General features: G+C 47.1%; 16 protein-coding genes. 6 read left to right on the top strand and 10 right to left on the bottom strand.

The window, feature by feature from the left end:
• Window positions 1-119: 119 nt before the first annotated feature.
• The 4 genes from EQP46_RS02735 to EQP46_RS02720 all read right to left on the bottom strand — a co-directional run bounded on the left by EQP46_RS02735 (window position 120) and on the right by EQP46_RS02720 (window position 4,624).
• Window positions 120-1,484 (bottom strand): ATP-binding protein, encoded by a 1,365-nt coding sequence (locus tag EQP46_RS02735; protein WP_129492195.1) that lies wholly within the window; start codon window positions 1,482-1,484, stop codon window positions 120-122.
• A gap of 27 nt (window positions 1,485-1,511) precedes the next feature.
• Window positions 1,512-2,186, bottom strand: coding sequence for a response regulator (locus tag EQP46_RS02730; RefSeq protein ID WP_129492194.1), 675 nt, complete (start codon window positions 2,184-2,186; stop codon window positions 1,512-1,514).
• Window positions 2,187-2,376: 190 nt separating this feature from the next.
• The gene (locus EQP46_RS02725) at window positions 2,377-4,062 is read right to left on the bottom strand and encodes an aspartate:alanine antiporter (RefSeq protein ID WP_129492193.1); all 1,686 of its coding nucleotides are present in this window, start codon (window positions 4,060-4,062) and stop codon (window positions 2,377-2,379) included.
• 295 nt (window positions 4,063-4,357) lie between these two features.
• Entirely contained in the window at window positions 4,358-4,624 is a 267-nt protein-coding gene (locus EQP46_RS02720) for a GrxA family glutaredoxin (RefSeq protein ID WP_017011768.1), read from the bottom strand.
• A gap of 314 nt (window positions 4,625-4,938) precedes the next feature.
• On the opposite strand from EQP46_RS02720, the gene EQP46_RS02715 reads away from it, so the two are divergent.
• The 4 genes from EQP46_RS02715 to EQP46_RS02700 all read left to right on the top strand — a co-directional run bounded on the left by EQP46_RS02715 (window position 4,939) and on the right by EQP46_RS02700 (window position 9,632).
• The gene (locus EQP46_RS02715; protein ID WP_129492192.1) at window positions 4,939-6,120 is read left to right on the top strand and encodes an iron-containing alcohol dehydrogenase; all 1,182 of its coding nucleotides are present in this window, start codon (window positions 4,939-4,941) and stop codon (window positions 6,118-6,120) included.
• A gap of 110 nt (window positions 6,121-6,230) precedes the next feature.
• Complete coding sequence (gene nfsA / locus EQP46_RS02710) at window positions 6,231-6,953, top strand: oxygen-insensitive NADPH nitroreductase (protein WP_129492191.1); 723 nt, start codon at window positions 6,231-6,233, stop codon at window positions 6,951-6,953.
• A 422-nt stretch (window positions 6,954-7,375) separates the two neighbouring features.
• On the top strand, window positions 7,376-8,593 hold the full coding sequence (locus EQP46_RS02705; RefSeq protein ID WP_129492190.1) for an L-lactate MFS transporter: 1,218 nt from the start codon (window positions 7,376-7,378) through the stop codon (window positions 8,591-8,593).
• A gap of 454 nt (window positions 8,594-9,047) precedes the next feature.
• Window positions 9,048-9,632 (top strand): RNA polymerase sigma factor, encoded by a 585-nt coding sequence (locus EQP46_RS02700; protein ID WP_017011775.1) that lies wholly within the window; start codon window positions 9,048-9,050, stop codon window positions 9,630-9,632.
• Window positions 9,633-9,743: 111 nt separating this feature from the next.
• On the opposite strand, the gene EQP46_RS02695 is transcribed toward EQP46_RS02700, so the two are convergent.
• The 4 genes from EQP46_RS02695 to pabB form a co-directional block, all read right to left on the bottom strand.
• Window positions 9,744-11,105, bottom strand: coding sequence for an L-serine ammonia-lyase (locus EQP46_RS02695; RefSeq protein WP_129492189.1), 1,362 nt, complete (start codon window positions 11,103-11,105; stop codon window positions 9,744-9,746).
• A 196-nt stretch (window positions 11,106-11,301) separates the two neighbouring features.
• Window positions 11,302-12,570: a serine/threonine transporter gene (locus tag EQP46_RS02690; RefSeq protein WP_129492188.1), complete on the bottom strand. Its 1,269-nt coding sequence runs from the start codon at window positions 12,568-12,570 to the stop codon at window positions 11,302-11,304.
• 243 nt (window positions 12,571-12,813) lie between these two features.
• Entirely contained in the window at window positions 12,814-13,506 is a 693-nt protein-coding gene (locus EQP46_RS02685; protein WP_129492187.1) for a CoA pyrophosphatase, read from the bottom strand.
• Between the two features lie 85 nt (window positions 13,507-13,591).
• Window positions 13,592-14,989, bottom strand: a complete 1,398-nt coding sequence (pabB, locus tag EQP46_RS02680; protein ID WP_129492550.1) for an aminodeoxychorismate synthase component I — start codon at window positions 14,987-14,989, stop codon at window positions 13,592-13,594.
• A 490-nt stretch (window positions 14,990-15,479) separates the two neighbouring features.
• Here pabB and EQP46_RS02675 point away from each other — a divergent pair, with 490 nt between their 5' ends.
• Window positions 15,480-16,994, top strand: coding sequence for a fumarate hydratase (locus EQP46_RS02675; RefSeq protein WP_129492186.1), 1,515 nt, complete (start codon window positions 15,480-15,482; stop codon window positions 16,992-16,994).
• A gap of 168 nt (window positions 16,995-17,162) precedes the next feature.
• Here EQP46_RS02675 and EQP46_RS02670 read toward each other — a convergent pair whose 3' ends face one another.
• On the bottom strand, window positions 17,163-18,128 hold the full coding sequence (locus EQP46_RS02670; RefSeq protein WP_129492185.1) for an integron integrase: 966 nt from the start codon (window positions 18,126-18,128) through the stop codon (window positions 17,163-17,165).
• Window positions 18,129-18,466: 338 nt separating this feature from the next.
• Between EQP46_RS02670 and EQP46_RS02665 the strand changes: the two genes are divergently transcribed.
• Window positions 18,467-20,173: an ATP-dependent nuclease gene (locus EQP46_RS02665; protein ID WP_129492184.1), complete on the top strand. Its 1,707-nt coding sequence runs from the start codon at window positions 18,467-18,469 to the stop codon at window positions 20,171-20,173.
• A gap of 374 nt (window positions 20,174-20,547) precedes the next feature.
• On the opposite strand, the gene EQP46_RS02655 is transcribed toward EQP46_RS02665, so the two are convergent.
• Window positions 20,548-21,570: an IS110 family RNA-guided transposase gene (locus tag EQP46_RS02655; RefSeq protein ID WP_129492182.1), complete on the bottom strand. Its 1,023-nt coding sequence runs from the start codon at window positions 21,568-21,570 to the stop codon at window positions 20,548-20,550.
• Window positions 21,571-21,642 lie beyond the last annotated feature (72 nt).

The raw sequence follows: 21,642 nt of genomic DNA, 5'->3' as shown, positions 1-21,642 counted from the left end.
AATTAATGCCTACCATCGCGGCATTTGACGATGAAACAGGTGTAGGTAAGTCGCTGACATTGCCACTTTTCTCAAATTGCATGTCAAAGTGCCAAAAGCGGCGTTCTGATCCTGGTTCGTTAAGGTTGTTTCGGAAACTGAATCACGAATGCAGCGCCTTCGAGTTCTGACGTGGTGACGCTGATGACGCCTTCGTAACTTTCTACGATTTCATGACAAACCGCCAAGCCAATGCCCGTTCCTGGGTTAAGCTGATCAGCGCGAACACCTCGCTGAAACACCGAGTCTCGGATGGGTTCTGGAATGCCAGGGCCGTCGTCTTCAATCAGCAAGATGTAGCTATCGGGTGAGTCTTGAGTGCGAACCCGCACTTCGCCAATACAAAAGCGGAAAGCATTCTCGAGCAGATTGCCGAGCAATTCGGTCAGGTCGTTCTTGTTGATCGGCAGAGACTCAAGATCATTGAAATCTTGCGTCACGGTGACGGGCTTGTCTCGATACACTTTTGACAGCATACCTGTGAGGCTATCTACTGAAGGTTTGATGGCTGATTTTTCGCGCACAAGTCCGCGCTGACCCACCAAGGCGCGCTTGAGTTGGTATTGCACCATGTCATCCATTTGACTGACCTGCTCAATGATGCGCTTACTCATCATTTCTCGACTTAATGCACTGTCATCAAGCAGGGCATTGGTGGCAGCCAAACGGCTTTTTAGGCTGTGTGCCAAGTCATCCATGGCATGACGATACCGCTGTGTTTGCTCCTTCCTCAATTCGATCATTCGGTTGAGCGCGTCGGTAACGTCTTCCAATTCCGATGGGTAATCGGTATTGAGTTTTTCGAGGCGAGATTCCGCTATCTCGTTGAGTTCGCCTGCGAGTTTGCGCAATGGGCTGAAACTCCAGTAAGACGCGGCGTAAAGTAGGGCTGTGGTGGTAATGAACAAAATGCCGAGATAGAACCACGTTTTACGTTTTATCGCCGACAATCGTTCAAGTTGAGGTGCAACTTCGCGCACCACGAAGAATTTGTCTTCAATTAACCCCGAGCCTTCTGCAATCTCGTGAACCACGTACGGGTGTGCGTTATACATGATGAGTTCAGGGTCAACGAGATCATAGGGAAGGACTTGGCAGATATCACTTAGGCCGAGTCCTTTGGCGTGGCTAGACATCCAAAATAAGGACTTATCAGGCTGACAGATAAATGCCATGTAGTCTGTTTCCACCGAACCCATTTCAGGGCGACTTTCAGGGGCAATGTGGATCCTACTGGCGTCGATTTCAAGCAAGTTATCGCGTTTGAGTTCGCCCACGATTTGAGGAACCGCAGAAAGCAAATCTGAAGAATACAGTGCTAAATAGCTTTTGTTATAAAGCTGGTTGAGCACTAAGCCTAACGCCACGGTAAACACCAAAATAATGGAGATAGAGGTGGTGATCACGCGTCGATGGATCGGAGAAGGCATTTTAGGTTTTATCATCAGATTCTTCGCAGCGGTGTGTGGTGGTTAACTGGCGTTAATTTCGAAAATGTATCCCTGACCACGAACGGTAGAAATGGGATTTTCTTGTCCAGCTTGTGTCAGCTTTTTGCGAAGTCGGCTCATCATGACTTCGATGGTGTTCGGGTCGCCTTCTTGGTCTTGGTATAGCACATCAAGTAAACGCTGCTTTGATACCACTTGGCGACTGTGTCGAATCAGGTATTCCAGCAGATCGTACTCGAAGGCGGTGAGCTCAACGGGTTGTGCTTTCACACTGACCTTCTTGGCCAGTAAATCGATGCAGATATTGTCGGCATTGATTTCAGGTTTCACGAACCCTGCGCTGCGACGTACCAAGGCATTTAAGCGCGCGACGAGCTCTTCTTTTTGGAAGGGCTTCACCAAGTAATCATCCGCACCAGCATCAAGGCCCGAGACTTTGTCTTGCCAGTTCGCACGCCCGGTCAGGATCAGGATTGGCATACGGATGCCCGCGCGGCGGATATCTCTGATCAGGCTTAGGCCGTCACGGTCGGGTAACCCTAAATCCACAATCGCGATGTCGTTGGGATAGTCTTTGGCGACAAACAACCCTTCTTCTGCGGTGTTTGCACAATGCACTTGGTTTCCAAGCTCTGACAGTTCAGATTTTAGGTGATGGCTCAGAAGGGGATCATCTTCAACAATGAGGACACGCATATTTCGACACCTATATTTCGCCGCTATATTTCGCTGCTATTTTTCACAACAACCGTTACGTCCGGCAACCTCTTTCGGCGGCAGAGAATGCAGAAAAATGGAGGCCAGCGAGATGTTAGGAATAAAAAAATTCAGCGAACAGTGTAACCTTGTTCGCTGAATCTTGGCTGACTATTGGTTCGATTCTCGATCAGAACAGAATAACGAGCAGCGTACCTGCAAAGGTCAATAACACGTTGGCGATGGCATAGGTGCCCGCATAGCCAAGGGCTGGAACGGTGCTGCGCGCGTGTTGGTTGATCATGTCCATGGCGGGGGCACAAGTTCGCGCACCGATGATGGCACCGAACAAGAGCGCACGGTTCATTTTAAGCACATATGCACCCACAAGGTACGCAAGGATAACAGGCACAACACTCACTGCCAGCGCACCAAACATGATGGTGAAGCCCATCTGTTGCAGGTACTCCCAAAGGTTACCACCTGCGCTTAGGCCAACGCCGACCATAAAGGTCATCAAACCAAGTTCTTTCACCATGTTGATAGCGCCTTGCGGCACGTAACCAAACGTTGGGTGGTTCGCACGCAAGAAGCCAAGCAAAATGCCCGCAATCAACAAGCCGGATGCATTACCAAGGCCCAAGGTCATTTGGCCGAATGTCATGGTGATCAAACCAAAAATTAGGCCGAAAATGAAGAAGGAGCAGAACGCCAACATGTCAGAAACCTGACTGTGGATGGAGATAAAACCAATGCGCTCAGCAAGCCCCATTACGCGGCGCTTTTCACCACTGACCTGCAATACATCCCCTTTAGAAAGCAGGATGTTATGGTCCATCGGCATTTCAATCTGTGCGCGTACAACACGGTTCAAGAAACAACCGTATTCTGACAGGTTCAAATCAGACAAGCGTTTCCCAATGATGCTGTCATTCTTGACCACGATCTCTTCTTCAACCACGCGTAAATCAAGCAAGTCGCGGTCGAAGACTTCTTTACCGTTGCGGAATGACGGGTCAAGACGTGCGTGGCTGTCTGGGTAGCCCACCAACGCAATTTCATCGCCTTCTTGCAAGATGGCATCACCATCTGGGTTCGCCAGAATGCCGTTGCGTCGAATACGTTCTATGTAGCAACCGGTTTGGCGATAAATGCCCAATTCACGGAGGTTACGTCCATCTACCCAATTGATGAGTTCTGGCCCGACGCGGTAAGCACGAATGATCGGCAAGTAGACTTTGCGTTGAGAAGAAGACCCTAAGCCGCGCTCCATGGTGATTTGCTGTGCGGAATGCTCGAGGTTTTCCTTTTGCAGTTTTGGCATCAAGTTGGCGAGAAGAATCAAGCTCACCAAACCGACCAAATACGCAAGGGCGTAACCGACGCTCAAGTTGTCGATCATTGCGGCGATTTGGGCGGGCGAGTAATTCATGCCAGCGAGACCCGCATTGAGCGCATCTTTTGCGCCTACCAACACGGGTGTTGCTGTCATTGCGCCAGCCATCATGCCTGTGGCAATGCTGCCGTCGACACCGAATTGGTACTGCATCAATAGCGTAATGCCAATGGACGCACTCAATACCGTGAATGCCAGCACCAAATAGGATTTACCGTCTCGAAAGAAAATACCGAAGAAGTTAGGTCCCGCTTCGATACCCACGCAGAAAATGAACAGCATGAAGCCAATGTTGAGCGCTTCAGGGCTAAAACTAAAACCTGCGTGACCAAAGCTGAGGGCGGTGACAAGTACACCGATGGAGTTGCCAAATTGGAAACCACCAATTCTGATTTTGCCAATGGCTAAACCAATAGCGAGAACAACGAAGAGCAAGAGAATATCGTTTTGTACGAGCAGGTTGTAGACGTCTATGTTCACTGAACCGTAATCCGCGTGCGGGGGAAAGGGAAATTCTGGGCGGCCATTATACGCATTTTGGATGATTTGTAATGGAAAGTTGCGGTAATTTTGGCATTTTATTTCAGGGGCTTGTCAGAGTTTGGACAGTTGTTTGAAAAGCATCAAAATACGTTGGTTTTTATGCTGATTTATAACGAAAAAAGCCAGCGAATATGCTGACTTTTGTATGAGTGTTCGAACGCCTTGTGTCTATTTTGCTGCGAAAGCAGTAGATGTGCGTTTGAGCAGTAATAACCCGTTCTACAAAGCCGGATTACTCGTTGTACAGACCGAGGTTTGCTTTTGCGTACGCTTCGAATTCTGTAAAGCCGCCCACGTGCTCTTGGTCAACAAAAATCTGTGGAACAGTTTCCACTGGCTTACCAACGGTTTTTTCTAGGTCAGCTTTGCTGATGCCTTCAGCGTGAATATCAACATAGCGGTAGTTGAAATCATCGCGCTCAGCTTTTAGTTTGTCTGAAAGATCTTTTGCGCGAACACAGAAAGGGCAACCTGGACGACCAAAAATAACAACGAACATACCTAGAATCCTATTTTCATAATCAATGGTGAGAGATATCAGCCACCAACACATCCCGTGTTTGGTCTATCTCTGAAAGTTGTCATTACTATGCCTTAAGCCTAAAGAAGAGAAAAGAAGGTTTTGTCTCTTAATTCGATAGCGCTTACCTATCAATACATCTTGTCCTCTCTTTGATGCGCCGTAGAGATGTGATGGCATCGACACTAGCGAAACACAATGCCCAATGAACAAGCGAATACTGCGTTGAATCAAGATGCTATGAAAAAGGTTGGGTGATGCTGGTCGGCAGATGTTTTTGAAAAGGAAGAGCCATGTTTCAATTCATGACGGCGACAAGGATCATTTTTGGTGAGGGTGCATTAAGTAACTCCCTCTCAATGCTCAATCAATTCGGTTACAGCGCCCTGGTGGTCACAGGCAAGGATGAACAGCGTGCCGCGCCTTTGCTGGGCTATTTAAAACAACAGGGAATACGTTACCAACAACTCTCTGTGCACGGCGAGCCGCTCATCGCGATGGTCGAAGAAATGGCCGCGACAGGGCGAGTGTTTAAACCTGACATGGTGATTGCCGTGGGTGGTGGGAGTGTGATGGATGTAGGTAAAGCTTTATCCGCACTCATTCCCAACCAAGGAAGCGTTTACGACTATGTCGAAGTGGTGGGGCGCGCACTGCCGCTGACCGCCAAACCGTTGCCTTGCATTGCCGTGCCAACCACCGCGGGCACAGGCTCAGAAGTGACGCGTAATGCGGTGCTCATTTCCGCGCAAGAAAACGTGAAGGCAGCACTTCGCAGTACAGACTTGATTCCTGATATGGCGATCATCGACCCCACATTAACCTACGGCACAGACAAAGAACTGTCTGCGCGCTGCGGGATGGATGCATTTACGCATTTGATGGAAGCCTATGTGTGTGGCGACCCCAATCCACTGACTGACATGGTGTGTGAAGAAGGTTTACGCCGTTTAGCGCCAGCCATTATTCATGCGTGTGAAGAAGATGATCCGAAAGCGCGCGCAGACATGGCATTTGCTTCCATGCTGGGTGGCATGGCGCAATCCAACGCCAAGCTTGGTGCTGCCCACGGTCTTGCCGCTGCCCTTGGTGGCATGCTGGATGCGCCGCATGGTGCAATCACTGCGCAACTCGCGCCTTACGTGATGGCGGAAAATATTTTGGCAGCACGCGAAGCAGGGCGCATCACGCTGCTCAATCGTTATCGCCAATTGGCCGTTATTCTGACGGGAAGGCAAAATGCAGAACCCAGCGATGGCATTGTGTGGGTGCAGCGCACCTTGAAACGCCTCGGCTTGCCTTTGCTAACAGAGTTGGGTTTGTGTGACACCTTGTTTGAAGATGTGGCGTCAACCGCGATGCGTTCAAGCTCAATCAAAGGCAACCCATTACCATTGAGCAAAGACAGATTGATGCACATTCTTGAGCGGGTTTGTCAGGCAGAAAACATCGCGGAAGAAGTCGGGCCTTATTGATATCAATACGATAACTGTTGTGATCCAAACGGGTACCTTGTGTGCCCGTTTTGCTTTTTACAGCACAATCGCAGAATAATGGTGTTCTACAAAGGAACTGAGAGTTTGTTATGAACGACGTTATAAACACCTTACTTGCCCACCGCTCGATCCGTAAATTCAACGATCAACCGATCTCTGATGAACAGCGCAACGCGATTTTAGATTGTGCACGTGCCGCATCGACATCCAGCTTTATACAGTGCACCAGTGTTATTCGTGTGGTGGATAAAGAAAAGCGTCGTTTGCTGGCTGAATACGCAGGTGGGCAGGCGTATGTCGCCGATGCGGCTGAGTTCTTTGTGTGGTGTGCCGATTTCAATCGCCATTTACAGATCAAGCCAGATGCCAAGGTGGGGTTCGCCGAACAAACCCTGATTGGTGCCGTCGATGGCGCACTGGCAGCACAAAACGCATTGGCCGCGGCGGAATCGCTGGGGCTTGGCGGTGTGTATATTGGTGGCCTTCGAAACAACCCAGAAAAAGTGAGTGCGTTGCTAGGGTTACCGAAGCATGTGATCCCTTTGTTCGGCTTGTGTCTGGGGTATCCCGCGCAAGATCCAGAAGTGAAGCCGCGTCTACCTTCTTCTTTATATGTACACGAAGATACCTATCAACCCATGGATGAGAACGCGTTAGAGGCGTATGACGAAACCATTCGTGAGTACTATCGAACCCGCACGGGCGGCAGCAAAGAAATGAGCTGGAGCGAACAAATTTCTGGCACTTTAGATAAAGAAGCGCGTCCTTTTATGAAAGCATTTCTGGAAAGCAAAGGTTTCTCTGTTCGTTAGTCTTGCCTCATTTATGTTGAATCATTAATGACACACTGTCTTTGAAATAATTGTCAGATAGGTTGTGATTTCTCAGCCTATCTGGTTCATCATTTGTTACCGCATTTTTTAACAGAGATGTCTAGATGTAAAAGAATGTATATTTCACTGAAGCCTTTATTTAAAAGGGTTTTTTGTGCATTTTGCTTTTAGCACCTCACTTCCCCATTCACACTTCATGATTGTTTTTTCGTCAAATAAGCAACTATTTTGACCCTAATCAAAAGTAGATTTTGATCACACTGAAAATCCCTGATAGACTCCGCGCGCTTTGGTTGTTCTCAAACTATTTTGAACATTTCCAAAAATATTTTATTTCGTGGGTGACGCAGCCTTTTGGATTGTCGCGACACCTTATATTTGTGAGTCTATTGAGTCGTAACATGAAAAAAATGAACAAAGCTGCAGGCATCCTAGCCGCTGGTTTCTTTATCAATATGTGTATCGGCATCCTGTACGCATGGTCTGTTTTTAAACAGTCTTTGGTAGAGCAGGGCTGGTCAAATGCTGATGCATCTATGCCTTACACCGTCGCAACCATCTGTTTTGCGCTTTCTTTGCTCGTGGCGGGTAACCTTCAAGATCGCATGGGTCCACGTAAAGTGTTGATCCTGGGTACAGTAATGGTTGGTCTTGGCATGATCGTTTCTAGCTTTGCTGATTCTCCAATGACACTTCTACTAAGCTTCGGCCTAGTAACAGGTTGTGGCATCGGTTTCGGTTACGCATGTCTTGCTCCAGCAGCAATGAAGTGGTTCCACCCTTCTAAGAAAGGTCTGGTTAACGGTCTTATCGCTGCGGGCTTCGGTCTGGCTGCGGTTTACCTTGCGCCATTGACGTCTATGCTGATCAACACGTACGGCATTCAATCTAGCTTCATGATCCTAGGTGTGGGCATCTTGGTTATCGCTGTGCCATTGGCGCTGACCATCAACAACCCGCCTGCGGACTACACGCCAGAAGCGCCTGTGGGCTACGTGGCGAAAAGTGGCGCTGCGAATGCAGACATGGGCTGGCGTGAAATGATGAAGACACCACAGTTCTACTCACTGTGGCTAATGTACGCATTGGCGTCTTCTGCAGGTCTTATGATCATTGGTAACATCACGTCTATCGCTATCAACCAATCTGATTTGACCCAAGTAGCATTCCTTGTTGTTGTACTGGCTATCTTCAACTCAGGTGGCCGTGTTGCTGCGGGTATCTTGTCTGACAAGATCGGTGGTATCAAAACGCTGATGATTGCCTTCATCATGCAAGGCATCAACATGATGATGTTCGCGACTTACCAAACCGAGTTCACTCTGATGGTAGGTGCTGCGGTTGCAGGTGTGGGTTACGGTACGCTTCTAGCAGTATTCCCATCTATCACTGCTGATTACTACGGTCTGAAAAACTACGGTGGTAACTACGGCGTGCTATACACCGCTTGGGGTGTAAGTGGCTTCATCGGTCCAGTTGTTGCAGCTACCGCTGTAGACATGACCGGTAACTATGTCATGGCATACACCATCTGTGCAGCGATGCTGGCAGTGGCTGTTGTTCTGTCATTCGTGACCAAGCCAGTTGGCGCAGTTTCAGCGAAAAAAGCAACGGCATAATCGCCGACGCAATTCGCATTGAGAGAGCCCGCTATAGATAGCGGGCTTTTTTTATGCCTGGTGTTTACCCAGCACATTACGGTGGGAAAGAAGGAGAAAACGCGTTGCCTTCTTTCATCATTTCTCTGTTGGCGGGTGGCTAAAAAAATATTCATTATTGCCACCTGATGTATAAGAATTTAGTGGTCAGACCTGCGGCCAGTTTTGATAATGTGTGTCAGCGGTGAGAAATTCACTATCTGATTGAAAGCACAAAATTTGTGTGTCAATTGAACGGCGTTCGATAGTGATGTTTGTAAGTCGTTGATTAAAAAACGCCGTTCAATATTTTTTTGAAAACGCGCGTTTGCATTGCCCAAAAATTTGTCATTTTTGAATAGAAAACACTGTTTGATTGTTGATCTTCGTTTGGCTAGGTTGATTACACCACTCGAATACCAGGAGGGTATTAATCATGCATTCAGTGGATTCAAACTGTCTCAACAGTGAGCGTGAACAGATAGCGAAGATTCAGGCGGGGGACCCATTAGCTCGCCACTATTTTGACCAAGTGGTCGCTCGTTATCTTTCACCATTACATCGTCGATGCATGGCGTGGCTGGGTTGTTCTTATGATGCGGATGACGTATTGCAAGAAACCCTTGTTCGTAGCTACCGCTACATCCACGCCTACCGCGGCGAAGCGGCATTCAGAAGTTGGTTATATGCGATTGCAGACAATCAATGCAGAAGCTATTTAAAGAAACGTGCGACACACCATCAGCGTTTCATTTCGGAAGAGCAATCAGAAGAGCAGGGCAGTGAAGAAGTGTGTCCCGTTGCTGCAGAGCAACAAGGCATCGCCAACACTGTTCGAAACTTGGCAAAGACGGCACAAGAGATACTCGTACTGCGTTTTGAGCACGACTTATCCCTTGAGGAAATCAGCCAAGTGCTTGGACTGGGGCTTAGTGCAACCAAGATGCGCCTTTATCGCGCGATAGACGCTGCAGAGCGGCATGTCGTGAAAGAAGAAGAACGTATGTTGGCCACCGCTTGAAATGAAAAGTGATGGATAAAAGAAACCCGCCAATTCGGCGGGTTTCTTTTTTCTGGTGATAACGCAACGTCGTCACGTTATCGCCAAAGACGATGTCTTCGTTACTGCGTATTAGCAGATAACTTTGATGGCGAGACCACCTTGAGAGGTTTCACGGTATTTCGCGTTCATGTCTTTGCCGGTTTCCAGCATGGTCTCGATCACTTTGTCCAGCGACACACGCGGCTCAGACGAACGACGCAGCGCCATACGCGTTGCGTTGATCGCTTTCATTGCAGCGATACCGTTACGCTCGATACATGGCACCTGAACCTGACCTGCAACAGGGTCACACGTTAGACCTAGGTTGTGCTCCATGCCGATTTCAGCCGCGATACACACTTGTTGCGCACTACCGCCCATCAATTCAGCCAAACCTGCAGCCGCCATCGAACACGCCACGCCAACTTCACCCTGACAGCCCACTTCCGCGCCAGAGATAGATGCATTTTGCTTGTACAGGCCGCCAATCGCGCCAGATACCGCAAAGTAACGCATGTATTCACGTGGCCCTACGTTTTGAATGAACTTGTCGTAGTACGCCAATACGGCAGGGATGATGCCACATGCACCATTGGTAGGTGCAGTAACAACACGGCCACCCGCGGCGTTTTCTTCGTTCACGGCGAAGGCAAACATGTTCACCCAGTCAACCACTGCCATAGGGTCGTTAGAGAACTTCTCAGACGCAATCAGCTGTTGACGAAGTGCAGCCGCACGACGTGGAACACGCAGTGGACCCGGCAATACGCCTTCGTTGCTCATACCGCGGTCCAAACATTCGCGCATGGTGCGCCAGATGTTACCGAAGTAGGTTTGAATTTCGTCTTCTGAGTGCATCGCACGCATGTTAGACATGACCACAGCACTGATCGACAAACCCGTTTCTTTACAATGTGCCAGCAGCTCTTCTGCGCTGTTGAAATCGTAAGGTACTTTGATTTTGTTTTCGTCTTCTTTGCCGAAGTTCTCTTCGTCAACGATGAAACCACCGCCGATAGAGTAATAGGTTTTGGTGTAGATCTTTTCTTCACCGATCCACGCGTGGATTTCCATACCATTTTCGTGCAATGGCAGGTTAGACGTGTGGAAGTTCATGCCACCATCACGTGGGAAATCAACGGTGTGGCAGTGCATGCCAACTGGCAGACGCTCGGTTTCTTCAACACGCGCGATAAAGCCAGGAATGCTGTCGATATCAACGTGCTCTGGGGTGTTACCCGCAAGACCCATGATGATAGCAACGTCGGTGTGGTGGCCTTTACCTGTCAAAGACAGAGAGCCGTATACGTCAACGGTGATTTTTGTTACATCACGCAGTTTTTCCATACTGCGCAAATCGTCGATGAAAGACTTACCTGCTTTCATTGGACCCACGGTGTGTGAGCTAGATGGGCCTACGCCGATTTTATAGATGTCAAAAACACTGATCATTTGTCATACCTCAGTCAATGCTCGCGGTTTACGTTAAGCGGGCATTTGGATTTATTCTTAAATAGTTATCCATCCGTGGAGGCGACCAGATTCAGAGCAGGAAAGGAATTCCGTGGCTCGTGATTGGAAAGCAAAAAAGAGCAAGGTCATTAGAGAATCCTTGCTCTTTTACAGGTCGGCTAGTTTACACGAATTTTTACGATACGAAACCGTACATAATCGCTGAAATCGCTACCATACCCATGAAAGTCACGAAGATGTTGCTGGCTTTGCCGCCATACTTCTTCATCGCTGGTACTTTCTTGATTGCGTACATCGGCATGATGAACAGAATCGTTGCAATGATAGGGCCACCTAGCGACTCAATCATACCCAAAATGCTTGGGTTGATGGTTGCAACAATCCAGCTTGTGATGATCACAAACGCAACAGTGAACATGTCGATTTTCTTCAGGTTAACTGTTTTATTGCGTGAACGAAGTTGCTTGATGATCAAACCGTTCAGACCTTCACGTGCACCCATGTAGTGACCGAAGAAAGAAGAAACGATAGCAACGAACGCAACGATTGGACCCAAGTAAGAAATGAATGGGCTTTCGTGCTTGTTTGCAAGGTATGACAGTACCGCCAAGTTCTGCGCTTTTGCTTCAACAAGGTCAGCAGGCGTTAGGCTCAGTACGCAAGAGAACACGAACAGCATAACGAAACCAAGCAGCATGCCCGCGGTGCGGAACAAGATTTGGTTTGATTTGCGCTCAGCGTTGTCACCGTATTCACGTGTTTGTGCCATAGAGAATGCAGAAATTGCAGGGCTATGGTTAAACGCGAACACCAATACAGGGATAGAGATCCAGATAGTTGTCATGAAATCACCTGCGGTTGGAATTTGCTGCAGTGCAGATGTGTTCCAATCAGGGATCAGGTAGATAGACATGAACAGAAGGATAGCAACCAGTGGGTAAACCAAGAACTGCGTGACTTTCAGCATCAGTTTCTCACCCGCAAGCATGACAGACATCATACCTAGGATAAGAACGATAGACAGTACGGCACGTGGAAGTGATTCCATGCCAAGTTGGTTCACCATGAAAGAGTCAACCGTGTTGGTAATACCAACGCCGTAAATCAGAACGATCGGGTAAATCGCGAAAAAGTACAGAAGAGTGATGAGTTTACCCGCGGTCGCGCCGAAGTGTTCTTCAACCACTTCAGTGATGTCGCTTCCTGGTTTTTTAGAAGACAGTACAAAACGTGCTAAGCCACGGTGGGCGAAGTACGTCATTGGGCCAACAAGCAGCGCCAACGCAACCAGCGGCCAGAATCCGTTTAAGCCAGCATTGATTGGAAGGAAAAGAATACCTGCACCTACCGCTGTTCCGAACAGAGATAGCATCCAAGTTGTATCTTGCGCAGACCATTTCATTTTGGCAGCGCTTGAAGTGGTGGTGGATTGGGTGGTTTGCATCGTTTAATCACCAAAAAAATACGTAACGGATCATAGTCGACGCGTATTGTTTACATATTTGCATTTCAAACCGTGATTAAGATCACTTTTCTTTGTAAATGTAAGGAAGCGGAAAGAATATTTTTTGTTACACGCTATCGCTTTTTTATCGTTTAAAAACGATGTTTAATAGGCTAAAAATAATTTGAAATAATCAACAAAAGTTAATATTTGTCGCGTGTGAGGGCTGGGCAAATTTTGGCATCACTGGAGGTGAAGTTGTTGGCTTAATGTATGGAGAATTTGTGCCGTCACCCCCCAGATTAAGTGCTCTTGGTAGGTCATCGCATAAATGTCGTACGTTTTTCCACGCACTAAAAAAGGCTGTTTGGCGATGGCGTTGCGTCTCATAAATTGGGCGAGTGGCACTTCAAATAAGCAGTCCACCTCATTGGCATCAATCACAGCCTCATAATCCGCGTCAACAAAGGCGATCACTGGCGTAACCAAGTAGCCGCTGACCGTTGGAAGCGGGGCTAAACAGCCAAGAAGGTTGTCGCGCGTGGTCGTCACGCCGATCTCTTCTTCCATCTCTCTGATGGCGGTTTCAACGATGTCTTTGTCAGATCTCTCTACTTTGCCGCCAGGGAAACTGATTTGCCCGGGATGATGCTTCAAATGCATGGCTCTTTTGGTAAGCAACACCTGCAGTTCGCCATTGCGTTCTGCAAGGGCGATCATGACGGCGGCTTCTCGAAGTTCGGTGGTGTTGTTTTGCGTGAAGGCATCACGAGCGCGCTGTAACACGCGCTCATCATAATTGTTACAAGGACTTAGGCTAAATCGTTGAACAAGCCAGTGACGGGACAGGGGGCGCATAGGGTTCTGGCGAGTGCATCGCTGCAGAAACTCTAAGGTTAACGGTTCGTCGTTTTCCATCCCTGGCGTTTTTAACATGATTTCCTTTCCATACGTGTTCATCAAAGCGCTGCGTTAACGAAGCACGGGTTCTGCCGTAGGGAAGAGCCGGTGCAGTAGCGTGTTACGCAGAGAGAACGGGTAATATCTTGCTCAATTTATCGAGAGTTTCTTGGTATTCCGATGCGGCTTCACTGTCAGCAACCACTGCACCGCCAGCCCAAGCGTAGATCCGCTGTTCGTGACACACCAAGGTACGAATGGTGATGCTCGTGTCCATGGTGCCGCAGCGGCTTAAATAACCAATGCTGCCACAGTAGATGGTGCGACGGTGGGGTTCTAACTCTTCAATGATTTCCATTGCGCGCACCTTGGGTGCGCCAGTGATTGAACCACCGGGGAAACATGCCCTCAGCAAATCAATGGCATGCTCGTTGTCTGCCAAGGTTCCCGTTACAGTACTGACTAAATGATGGACAGCCGGAAACGTCTCGATATTGAAAAGTTTAGGCACATTTACCGAACCCGGCGAGGCCACGCGGCCAATATCATTTCGCAACAGGTCCACAATCATCAAATTCTCCGCGCGATCTTTCTCCGCGGTGAGCAAGTCTTCCATCTTTTCGGCGTCTTCAGACGGCGTTTTGCCGCGGGGCCTTGTTCCTTTTATCGGCTTGGTTTCGATTTCTTTACCGTGCAATTGCAAAAAGCGTTCTGGCGACACGGACAAAATCGCCGCGTTATCTAATCGCAAGAAGCCCGAGAAAGGTGCGCCATTGTTTTCTGCCAAACGTTGATACGCGTTCCATTCACTGCCTTGGTAGGGGGCTTCAAAGCGTTGTGCCAGGTTGATCTGGTAGCAATCCCCCGACATCAAATAGGCTTGCACCGCATCGAATTTGTTCTCATAGCTCTCTGGCGTCATGTTGGCTTGCCAAGCGTCAGTGAGTGAAAACGCCGCGGCGTGTTTGTCCTGCTCAGACGATGAAAACGTTGAAGGCGATTGTTGCGCATTCAGCCACGCCCAACGATCTTGGCCTTCCGGCTGGATCAGCACCAGCTTTTGTTCTTTATGATCAGCAATCAGCGCCCAATCATAAATGCCAATCGCCATGTCAGGGATCGCAATGTCGTTTTCAGCAAGGGTCGGCAAGGTTTCAACTTGTCGGCCTAAGTCGTAACTGAAATACCCTAATGCACCGCCTAAGAACGGCCAAGGTGCTATCGGCTCAATTTCTGGGAGTAACGCATCTTGTAAACGACGGAGCACTTGGAAGGGGTCATCGTTGTTTTGCGCCATGGTTTCATTCTTATCAGAACCATCACGATAACGAACCGTGTTTTCGCCATTCTCACTGCACAGTGTCGCGATAGGGTCTGCAACCAGAATATCAAAGCGATTATCAGGGTGAGACGCTGCGGCAGATTGCAACAACATTGACCAAGAATGCGCTTCAACGCGTGAAAATAGATCGGCAAGGCGAGTCGGTGAGTACTCAAAAAACTGCAGGGTGATGGGCATTCGTCTCGATTCTGTCATTTTCGTGTTTTTGTGATCGGTATTGACGCGTCTGTTGGCGCTGAATGGACCGTAAGAGTATCATAATCGCGGGTTTTATGACGAATATTCCCGCGTTCAGATTTCGCAGAATCAAAGGCATTCAGGTCAAATAGCGCAGATTGCATACTCTATTGTGTTTTTACGTTATTAGAAGAAGGTTTCGCTGCCTTTCTTAACGCTTTTCATCGGAATATTGTTATAAAATCGCACCGGAAAACTGCATTAACAAGGATACGTAACAGGTTGCTACGTTTGGCGAATTCGCGGGGTGATTGATGCCCTGTGCGTCAAAGCAGCCTACACTACCCAAATACATGGATGTGACAAAGGCAAGGCTTTTGCACCCGTGTAAACAGGGTAGGTAACGAACGTTAACTGGAAGCACTGTATAGCTTGTGACTACAAACGGGCAGACAGGGCCATGGAATCTATAACAATTAAAGAGGCAATTATGACTGTCATTCGTAAGGAAGACGTCATCGACAGTGTCGCTGACGCCCTGCAGTATATTTCTTACTATCACCCTATCGATTTTGTTCAAGCGCTAGAAAAGGCGTACAACAAAGAACAAAGCCAAGCCGCGAAAGATGCCATCGCACAAATTCTTATCAACTCACGCATGTCTGCAGAGGGCAAACGCCCAATCTGCCAAGACACCGGCATCGTGACGTGTTTTGTAAACATTGGCATGAACGTGCAGTGGGAAAGTGACCTGACAGTACAACAAATGGTGGATGAAGGTGTGCGCCGTGCGTACAACAACCCTGACAACCCATTGCGTGCATCTGTTGTTGCCGACCCAGCAGGCAAGCGCTCAAACACCAAAGACAACACACCCGCGGTTGTTCACATCAACATGGTGCCGGGCAACACGGTTGAAATTCAAATCGCAGCCAAAGGCGGCGGTTCGGAAAACAAAACCAAAATGGTGATGCTGAACCCGTCCGATGACGTGGCAGCATGGGTAGAGAAAACATTACCAACCATGGGCGCAGGTTGGTGTCCACCAGGCATGTTGGGCATAGGCATTGGCGGTACGGCTGAAAAAGCGGCAGTGCTGGCAAAAGAATCCCTCATGGAACACATCGACATCCAAGAGCTGATCGATCGTGGTCCTGAAAACGCGGAAGAAGAACTGCGTTTAGACATCTTCAATCGCGTGAACAAACTCGGCATTGGCGCACAAGGCCTTGGCGGTTTAACCACAGTGGTTGACGTGAAAATCAAAACCGCCCCAACGCATGCCGCTTCAAAGCCAGTGTGTTTGATCCCGAACTGCGCAGCAACGCGACACGTTCACTTTACCCTTGATGGTTCAGGCCCAGCCGACCTTCAGCCACCAAAACTGGAAGAGTGGCCAGAAGTGACGTGGGAAGTGGGCGATAACGTGCGCCGCGTAAACCTTGATGACATCAGCAAAGATGACATTCAAGAGTGGAAAACCGGCGAAACCGTTCTGCTTTCAGGCAAAATACTGACAGGTCGTGATGCGGCACATAAACGTATTCAAGAGATGTTGAACAACGGTGAAGGCCTGCCAAAAGGCGTCGATTTCAACGGACGTTTCATTTACTACGTTGGCCCTGTTGATGCAGTGGGTGATGAAGCGGTTGGCCCTGCTGGCCCAACAACCTCCACCCGTATGGACAAGTTCACCGACATGATGCTGAACGACACCGGCCTTATCGGCATGATCGGTAAAGCAGAGCGCGGTCCAGCAACGGTTGAATCCATCAAAGAGCACAAAGCGGTTTACCTCATGGCTGTTGGCGGCGCTGCTTACTTGGTAGCAAAAGCCATCAAAAAAGCCCGCGTTGTCGCGTTCGAAGATTTGGGTATGGAAGCGATCTACGAGTTCGACGTTGTGGATATGCCAGTGACCGTTGCCGTTGACTCACGCGGTGATAATGCCCACCAAATCGGCCCTGATACGTGGAAAGTAAAAATCGCGGAAATGGAAGATTAATTTCAACGCGATTTTAGAATTGAAAACCGCGGCTTCGGCTGCGGTTTTTTTATGGGCGTTGCTTTGAAAATCTGCAGGTATAATTCTAATGTAGGTTGGATCTGCCGACCATTTATGACTTCAACGAATTCCGCTACTGAATGAAGAATCCTAGGATGTTAGCAACGTTTAACCTAATCGAGACAGCGGACTGATCACGCCATTGGCGCCACTATTCAAAACATGTGTATAGATTTGTGTCGTCCGAACGTCAGAATGCCCTAACTGCTCCTGAACGGTTCTGATATCCGCCCCAGCTTCAAGCAGGTGCGTTGCGAATGAATGACGCAGTGTGTGACAACTAACTGATTTCCCGATGTTAGCTTCTTTTGCGGCGTGCTTTATCGCTCTTCGTACTGTGGTTTCGTCTATATGATGGCGTCGAATGAAACCCGAAGCAGGATCAACAGAAAGTTTATGAGAGGGGAACAAAAAATGCCAGCCAAGCTGTTGACTCGCTGATGAGTATTTTTTGGTTAACGCGTTTGGTAACCAAACACCACTGTAGCTGGGATTAGATAAGTCACTTTCAAAGTATTTTTCGACAACGGACATTTGATTTCTGATTAGTGGAACAAGCTCTTTTGCGAGTGTGACACGTCGGTTTCTATTTCCTTTACCTTGCCATATCAGAACTGAGTAATAATCAAAATCAATATCTTGCATTCTTAGCCGTAACATCTCCGAGACCCGAAGCCCACTTCCATACATCATTTTCACTGGAAGGTTAAAGCTTGGAGGGAGATGTTGAAATAGCAGAACAATCTCGCCTTTTGTAAGAACGACTGGAAGCTTAGGCGCTTTATTGGATTTATTGAAAGTCAAATTTCCCGCAAGGGGCTTGCGAATAAAATGTCGATAAAGAAAAACCAATGCATTTAGAGCGATGGATTGGCTTTTTACTGATAAATTCCTATCGTTTGCTAAATAGGTAAGAAACAATTCAACCTCAACGTCTCCCATATCATTGGGGTGTTTCATTTTGTTATGAATGATGAAGATCTTTATCCAATAGAGATAAGTGTCTACAGTCCGTTTTGCGTAGTGACGAGAATACATAAACTCGCTTATGGCGCGTAGAAAAGGCGATTTCATACCGGTCTCAATATGCTGTTTATTTATACAGTTTGGAGTCTATAGTAAAAAATCGGTGTTTTTTAGGTCGGGACGCCCGTTTTTCTCGGAATGCAGAGAGTGTCATGCTTCTATGTAACTGATAAATTGCGGCTTTGTGGTAAAGTAGAGCAAAAGCAAATGGACTAGTCGGGCGTCCCGGTTTTGGACTAATCGGGTAAGTTGCCCGCTAATATGTTGTTATGTGCCTAATGTATAAGCCGTTGTTCTAAATGCCATTACCTTCCTATTGGCTGAATGTATGTGTTACATTTGGCATTATGGATAGGTTTATACCTTGTTTGGTTAGTTTACTATAGATGAAAATTAAAATAGAAAAATTCAAAAAGATTGATAACGTTGAACTCGACTTGGCTCCGCTTAACGTCTTTATTGGAACAAATAATTCAGGAAAAAGTAGTTTTATTCAAGGGATTCAATTTGCAGTATCTAGTTGTCAGACTCTGAAGTTGAAAAAAGGTAAGTGGGTTAAAGGAGAAACCAAAACACTCTCTCTTGATTCAAGTGAGTATTTATATACTCCAACTAGTGATATAGCGTATCTATACCATGGAAAGCCATTGTCCGGAGCAAAAAGAAGAGGTGATCGCCCTTGGATCAAGTTCTCTTTTGACAACGGAAATTCTTCAACAGTGCAAGTCTCGCGAGGTAAGAATGGTGGTTTTACAACTATGCTTACTGGGAAGGTTTTAGGTGACTCTTTAAGTGAAATAGAAAAACCTTATTGCGTTTATGTTCCAGGTATTGCTGGTATCCCTATTTACGAAAAGTTTGAGGTCGCTATAGCCGTAAAAAAATCAGCTACTCGCGGTGATAGTAACAATTACTTAAGAAATATACTGTATACAATTAGTGGTGATCTTGAAAAATGGAATGCGTTTAAGGCTTCAGTCAACGCAATTTATCAAAATATCGACTTTAGAGTTGAATTTGATGAGCATACTTCAGAGTTTATATACGTATATGTTAAGAATGGTAAAGTTGAACTACCGCTAGATTCAGTCGGCACAGGTTTACTGCAAGTAGTTCAGATTTTTGCATACATAGAATACTTCAACCCTAAGATAATTTTACTTGATGAACCAGACTCTCATATCCATCCAACGAAGCAGAAGTTGCTATCAGAGGAGTTGGTTAAACGGACACATAATAATCCTGACTTGAAAATTGTATTTTCGACCCACTCAAGATACATACTTGAGTCTTTGGAAGGGCAATCGAATGTTGTTCACTTTCAGAAAGGAGCCGCTATTTCTGGTGTGAAAGGTAGTAACATATTGTTAGATATAGGTGCAGCTGACGCCGACTACTTATTCTCTAAGAAAGAGCTAAAGTACATCATTGTTACTGAAGATAAAGTTGATAATATTTCAGAGAAAAAACAATTTCTAAAGAAGTTTTTATTAGCCAATGGACTTAATGAAAATGAATTTGTTTTGCACTCTTATGAAGGCTGTACAAAGGTAGATTTTGCAAAAATCCTACAAGGATTTGTTAGGAAGCAAATACCTGGAGTTAAAGTCATTGTTCATATTGATAGGGACCAAAAAACTGACAGTGATCGTGAGGTGATAAAGCTCCGCGAAGATTGTGAGAAACGAGAACTATTGTTCTTTATGACTAAATATCAAGAGGTTGAGAACTATTTCTGTCAGCCAGTTCATCTGAACAATATTTATGGTACTGAAATAGGTACATTAGAAGGAAAATATTTCGAGTTTGTGGAAGAGCTCAAAGAGGAGACGAAAAGGAAGCTAACTAACTTCATTCTTAGAGACAGAATTGAATTGAGTAAGAATAAGAAGGGGCATACAGATATTGATCTTGTTGATTCTTATGTTAAGGACTGGATGGATGAATACGGTGATCAATTTACACCAGGTAAAGAGCTTCTAGGCAAAACGAAACACTATATTCAAAATGAATTAAAGTGTAATCCTAACGACTTATTGAATTTATCGGATGCATTAAAGTGTGAAGCCTTTATGAGATTAATTGAGCAATAGGCACATAACAATCTGTTTAAGAGTGATTCGCAACGCTTGGCATTTTTACTATGCGTTGCGTTTAGTGTTTAAGGTGGTATGCGGAAGCATCGGTATTGCGTTGCTCACACCTTAACAGGGCTACATGGATCCCCCCGTTCGTCAAACATCCGCAAGACATTCTGAGATACGTTATGGACTGCCGCTCTACATTCGGCCTTTATCTGACTCTCGTCATGGCCCTGATGACATTGCGCGGTTGCAGTGCCTTATTCGTTAGAAGGCATCAAATGTGCCCGCCGCATTAACAGGCTCTCTGCAAATGGTCTTAACCTATTCTCATCAGCTGCGTCTGCAATGACCCGGTTGGGGTGTTTCTCTACGTGGTTTGTGTCTTAGGCCGCGTAGTCTTGATATTCGGTTTGGTTGTGTAGTAGTGCCCAAATAATTCGCGCATTCTTGGCGGCGAGCGCAACAATGGCTCGGTTCATGCCTCTCCGTTCAAGAACATGCCGTCCCCACGTACTGAGCCTGTCCTGTTTTTCTCCGATATTAGTGATGGCAGCTCTCGCTCCGTGAACGAGCAAGGTTCGAAGATATTTATCACCATGCTTTGTGATGCGCCCGAGTCTGGGCTTTCCACCCGTGGAGTACTGTTTTGGGACTAACCCTAGCCAAGCGGCAAAGTCTCTACCTGAATCAAATTGCTCCCCTTTGCCGATAGTGGCGATAATTGCGGTTGCTGTTTGAGGGCCGATACCTCTTACTTTCATGATGCGCATAGCATTGGGGCTGGCTTTAACAACAAGATCAAAGCTTTGCTCTGCTTCATTGATGCGCTGATTAAGCGTTTGAAGATGTTCAAAACAGTCAGCTAAGACAGCGCGTGCAATATCGGGTAACCCGTTTTCAGCCGCTTCTAGAATGAGTGGCACTTCGCGATGAATAGCAGCGCGACCTGTGGGGAAAACAATACCAAACTCAGCGAGCAGAGCCCGAATACGGTTGATGAGAGCTGTACGCTCTCGTACCCAATGTTCACGCATTCGGTGAATAGCCAAAATGGCTTGGCGTTCAGGAGATTTAACGGGAACAAAGCGCGTGTTGGGACGTTGAACGGCTTCGCAGATAGCGATGGCATCGTTAAGGTCATTTTTGCCTTTGGTACGATACGGACCCACATATTTCGCCGCCATAATACGCGCATCATGACCGAGTTGAATGAACTCTCTCGCCCAATAATGCGCACCACTGCAAGCTTCAAGACCTATACGCATGGGTGGCATATTTGCTAATGTAGTCAGCAATTTAGCGCGGGACACCGATTTGTGAAGAATGACCTTTCCACGGTTATCAACCGCGTGCAAAGAGAAGTGGTGTTTGGCAAGGTCAACGCCGCAAAAGATTAAAGAAGACATGGAACCTCCGGTTTTGAAAAAGACACCTAAGTGTGGAAAATCCACATGAAGGGGGATCCATGTCATTCGTTA

Source organism: Enterovibrio baiacu (assembly GCF_004120195.1).
In the GTDB taxonomy this organism is placed as follows: domain Bacteria; phylum Pseudomonadota; class Gammaproteobacteria; order Enterobacterales; family Vibrionaceae; genus Enterovibrio; species Enterovibrio baiacui.
Note: the sequence above shows the minus strand (reverse complement) of the source record. Positions and strands in the feature narration are given on the sequence as shown.

What these genes read in the sequence shown, in the direction of transcription:
- EQP46_RS02665 (WP_129492184.1), top strand. Translation starts at nt 18,467, where the DNA reads ATGAAAATTAAAATAGAAAAATTCAAAAAGATTGATAACGTTGAACTC.
- EQP46_RS02695 (WP_129492189.1), bottom strand. Translation starts at nt 11,105, where the DNA reads ATGATCAGTGTTTTTGACATCTATAAAATCGGCGTAGGCCCATCTAGC.
- EQP46_RS02685 (WP_129492187.1), bottom strand. Translation starts at nt 13,506, where the DNA reads ATGTTAAAAACGCCAGGGATGGAAAACGACGAACCGTTAACCTTAGAG.
- EQP46_RS02715 (WP_129492192.1), top strand. Translation starts at nt 4,939, where the DNA reads ATGTTTCAATTCATGACGGCGACAAGGATCATTTTTGGTGAGGGTGCA.
- EQP46_RS02705 (WP_129492190.1), top strand. Translation starts at nt 7,376, where the DNA reads ATGAAAAAAATGAACAAAGCTGCAGGCATCCTAGCCGCTGGTTTCTTT.
- EQP46_RS02720 (WP_017011768.1), bottom strand. Translation starts at nt 4,624, where the DNA reads ATGTTCGTTGTTATTTTTGGTCGTCCAGGTTGCCCTTTCTGTGTTCGC.
- EQP46_RS02655 (WP_129492182.1), bottom strand. Translation starts at nt 21,570, where the DNA reads ATGTCTTCTTTAATCTTTTGCGGCGTTGACCTTGCCAAACACCACTTC.
- EQP46_RS02690 (WP_129492188.1), bottom strand. Translation starts at nt 12,570, where the DNA reads ATGCAAACCACCCAATCCACCACCACTTCAAGCGCTGCCAAAATGAAA.
- EQP46_RS02730 (WP_129492194.1), bottom strand. Translation starts at nt 2,186, where the DNA reads ATGCGTGTCCTCATTGTTGAAGATGATCCCCTTCTGAGCCATCACCTA.
- EQP46_RS02670 (WP_129492185.1), bottom strand. Translation starts at nt 18,128, where the DNA reads ATGAAATCGCCTTTTCTACGCGCCATAAGCGAGTTTATGTATTCTCGT.
- EQP46_RS02675 (WP_129492186.1), top strand. Translation starts at nt 15,480, where the DNA reads ATGACTGTCATTCGTAAGGAAGACGTCATCGACAGTGTCGCTGACGCC.
- EQP46_RS02700 (WP_017011775.1), top strand. Translation starts at nt 9,048, where the DNA reads ATGCATTCAGTGGATTCAAACTGTCTCAACAGTGAGCGTGAACAGATA.
- pabB (WP_129492550.1), bottom strand. Translation starts at nt 14,989, where the DNA reads ATGCCCATCACCCTGCAGTTTTTTGAGTACTCACCGACTCGCCTTGCC.
- EQP46_RS02735 (WP_129492195.1), bottom strand. Translation starts at nt 1,484, where the DNA reads ATGATAAAACCTAAAATGCCTTCTCCGATCCATCGACGCGTGATCACC.
- nfsA (WP_129492191.1), top strand. Translation starts at nt 6,231, where the DNA reads ATGAACGACGTTATAAACACCTTACTTGCCCACCGCTCGATCCGTAAA.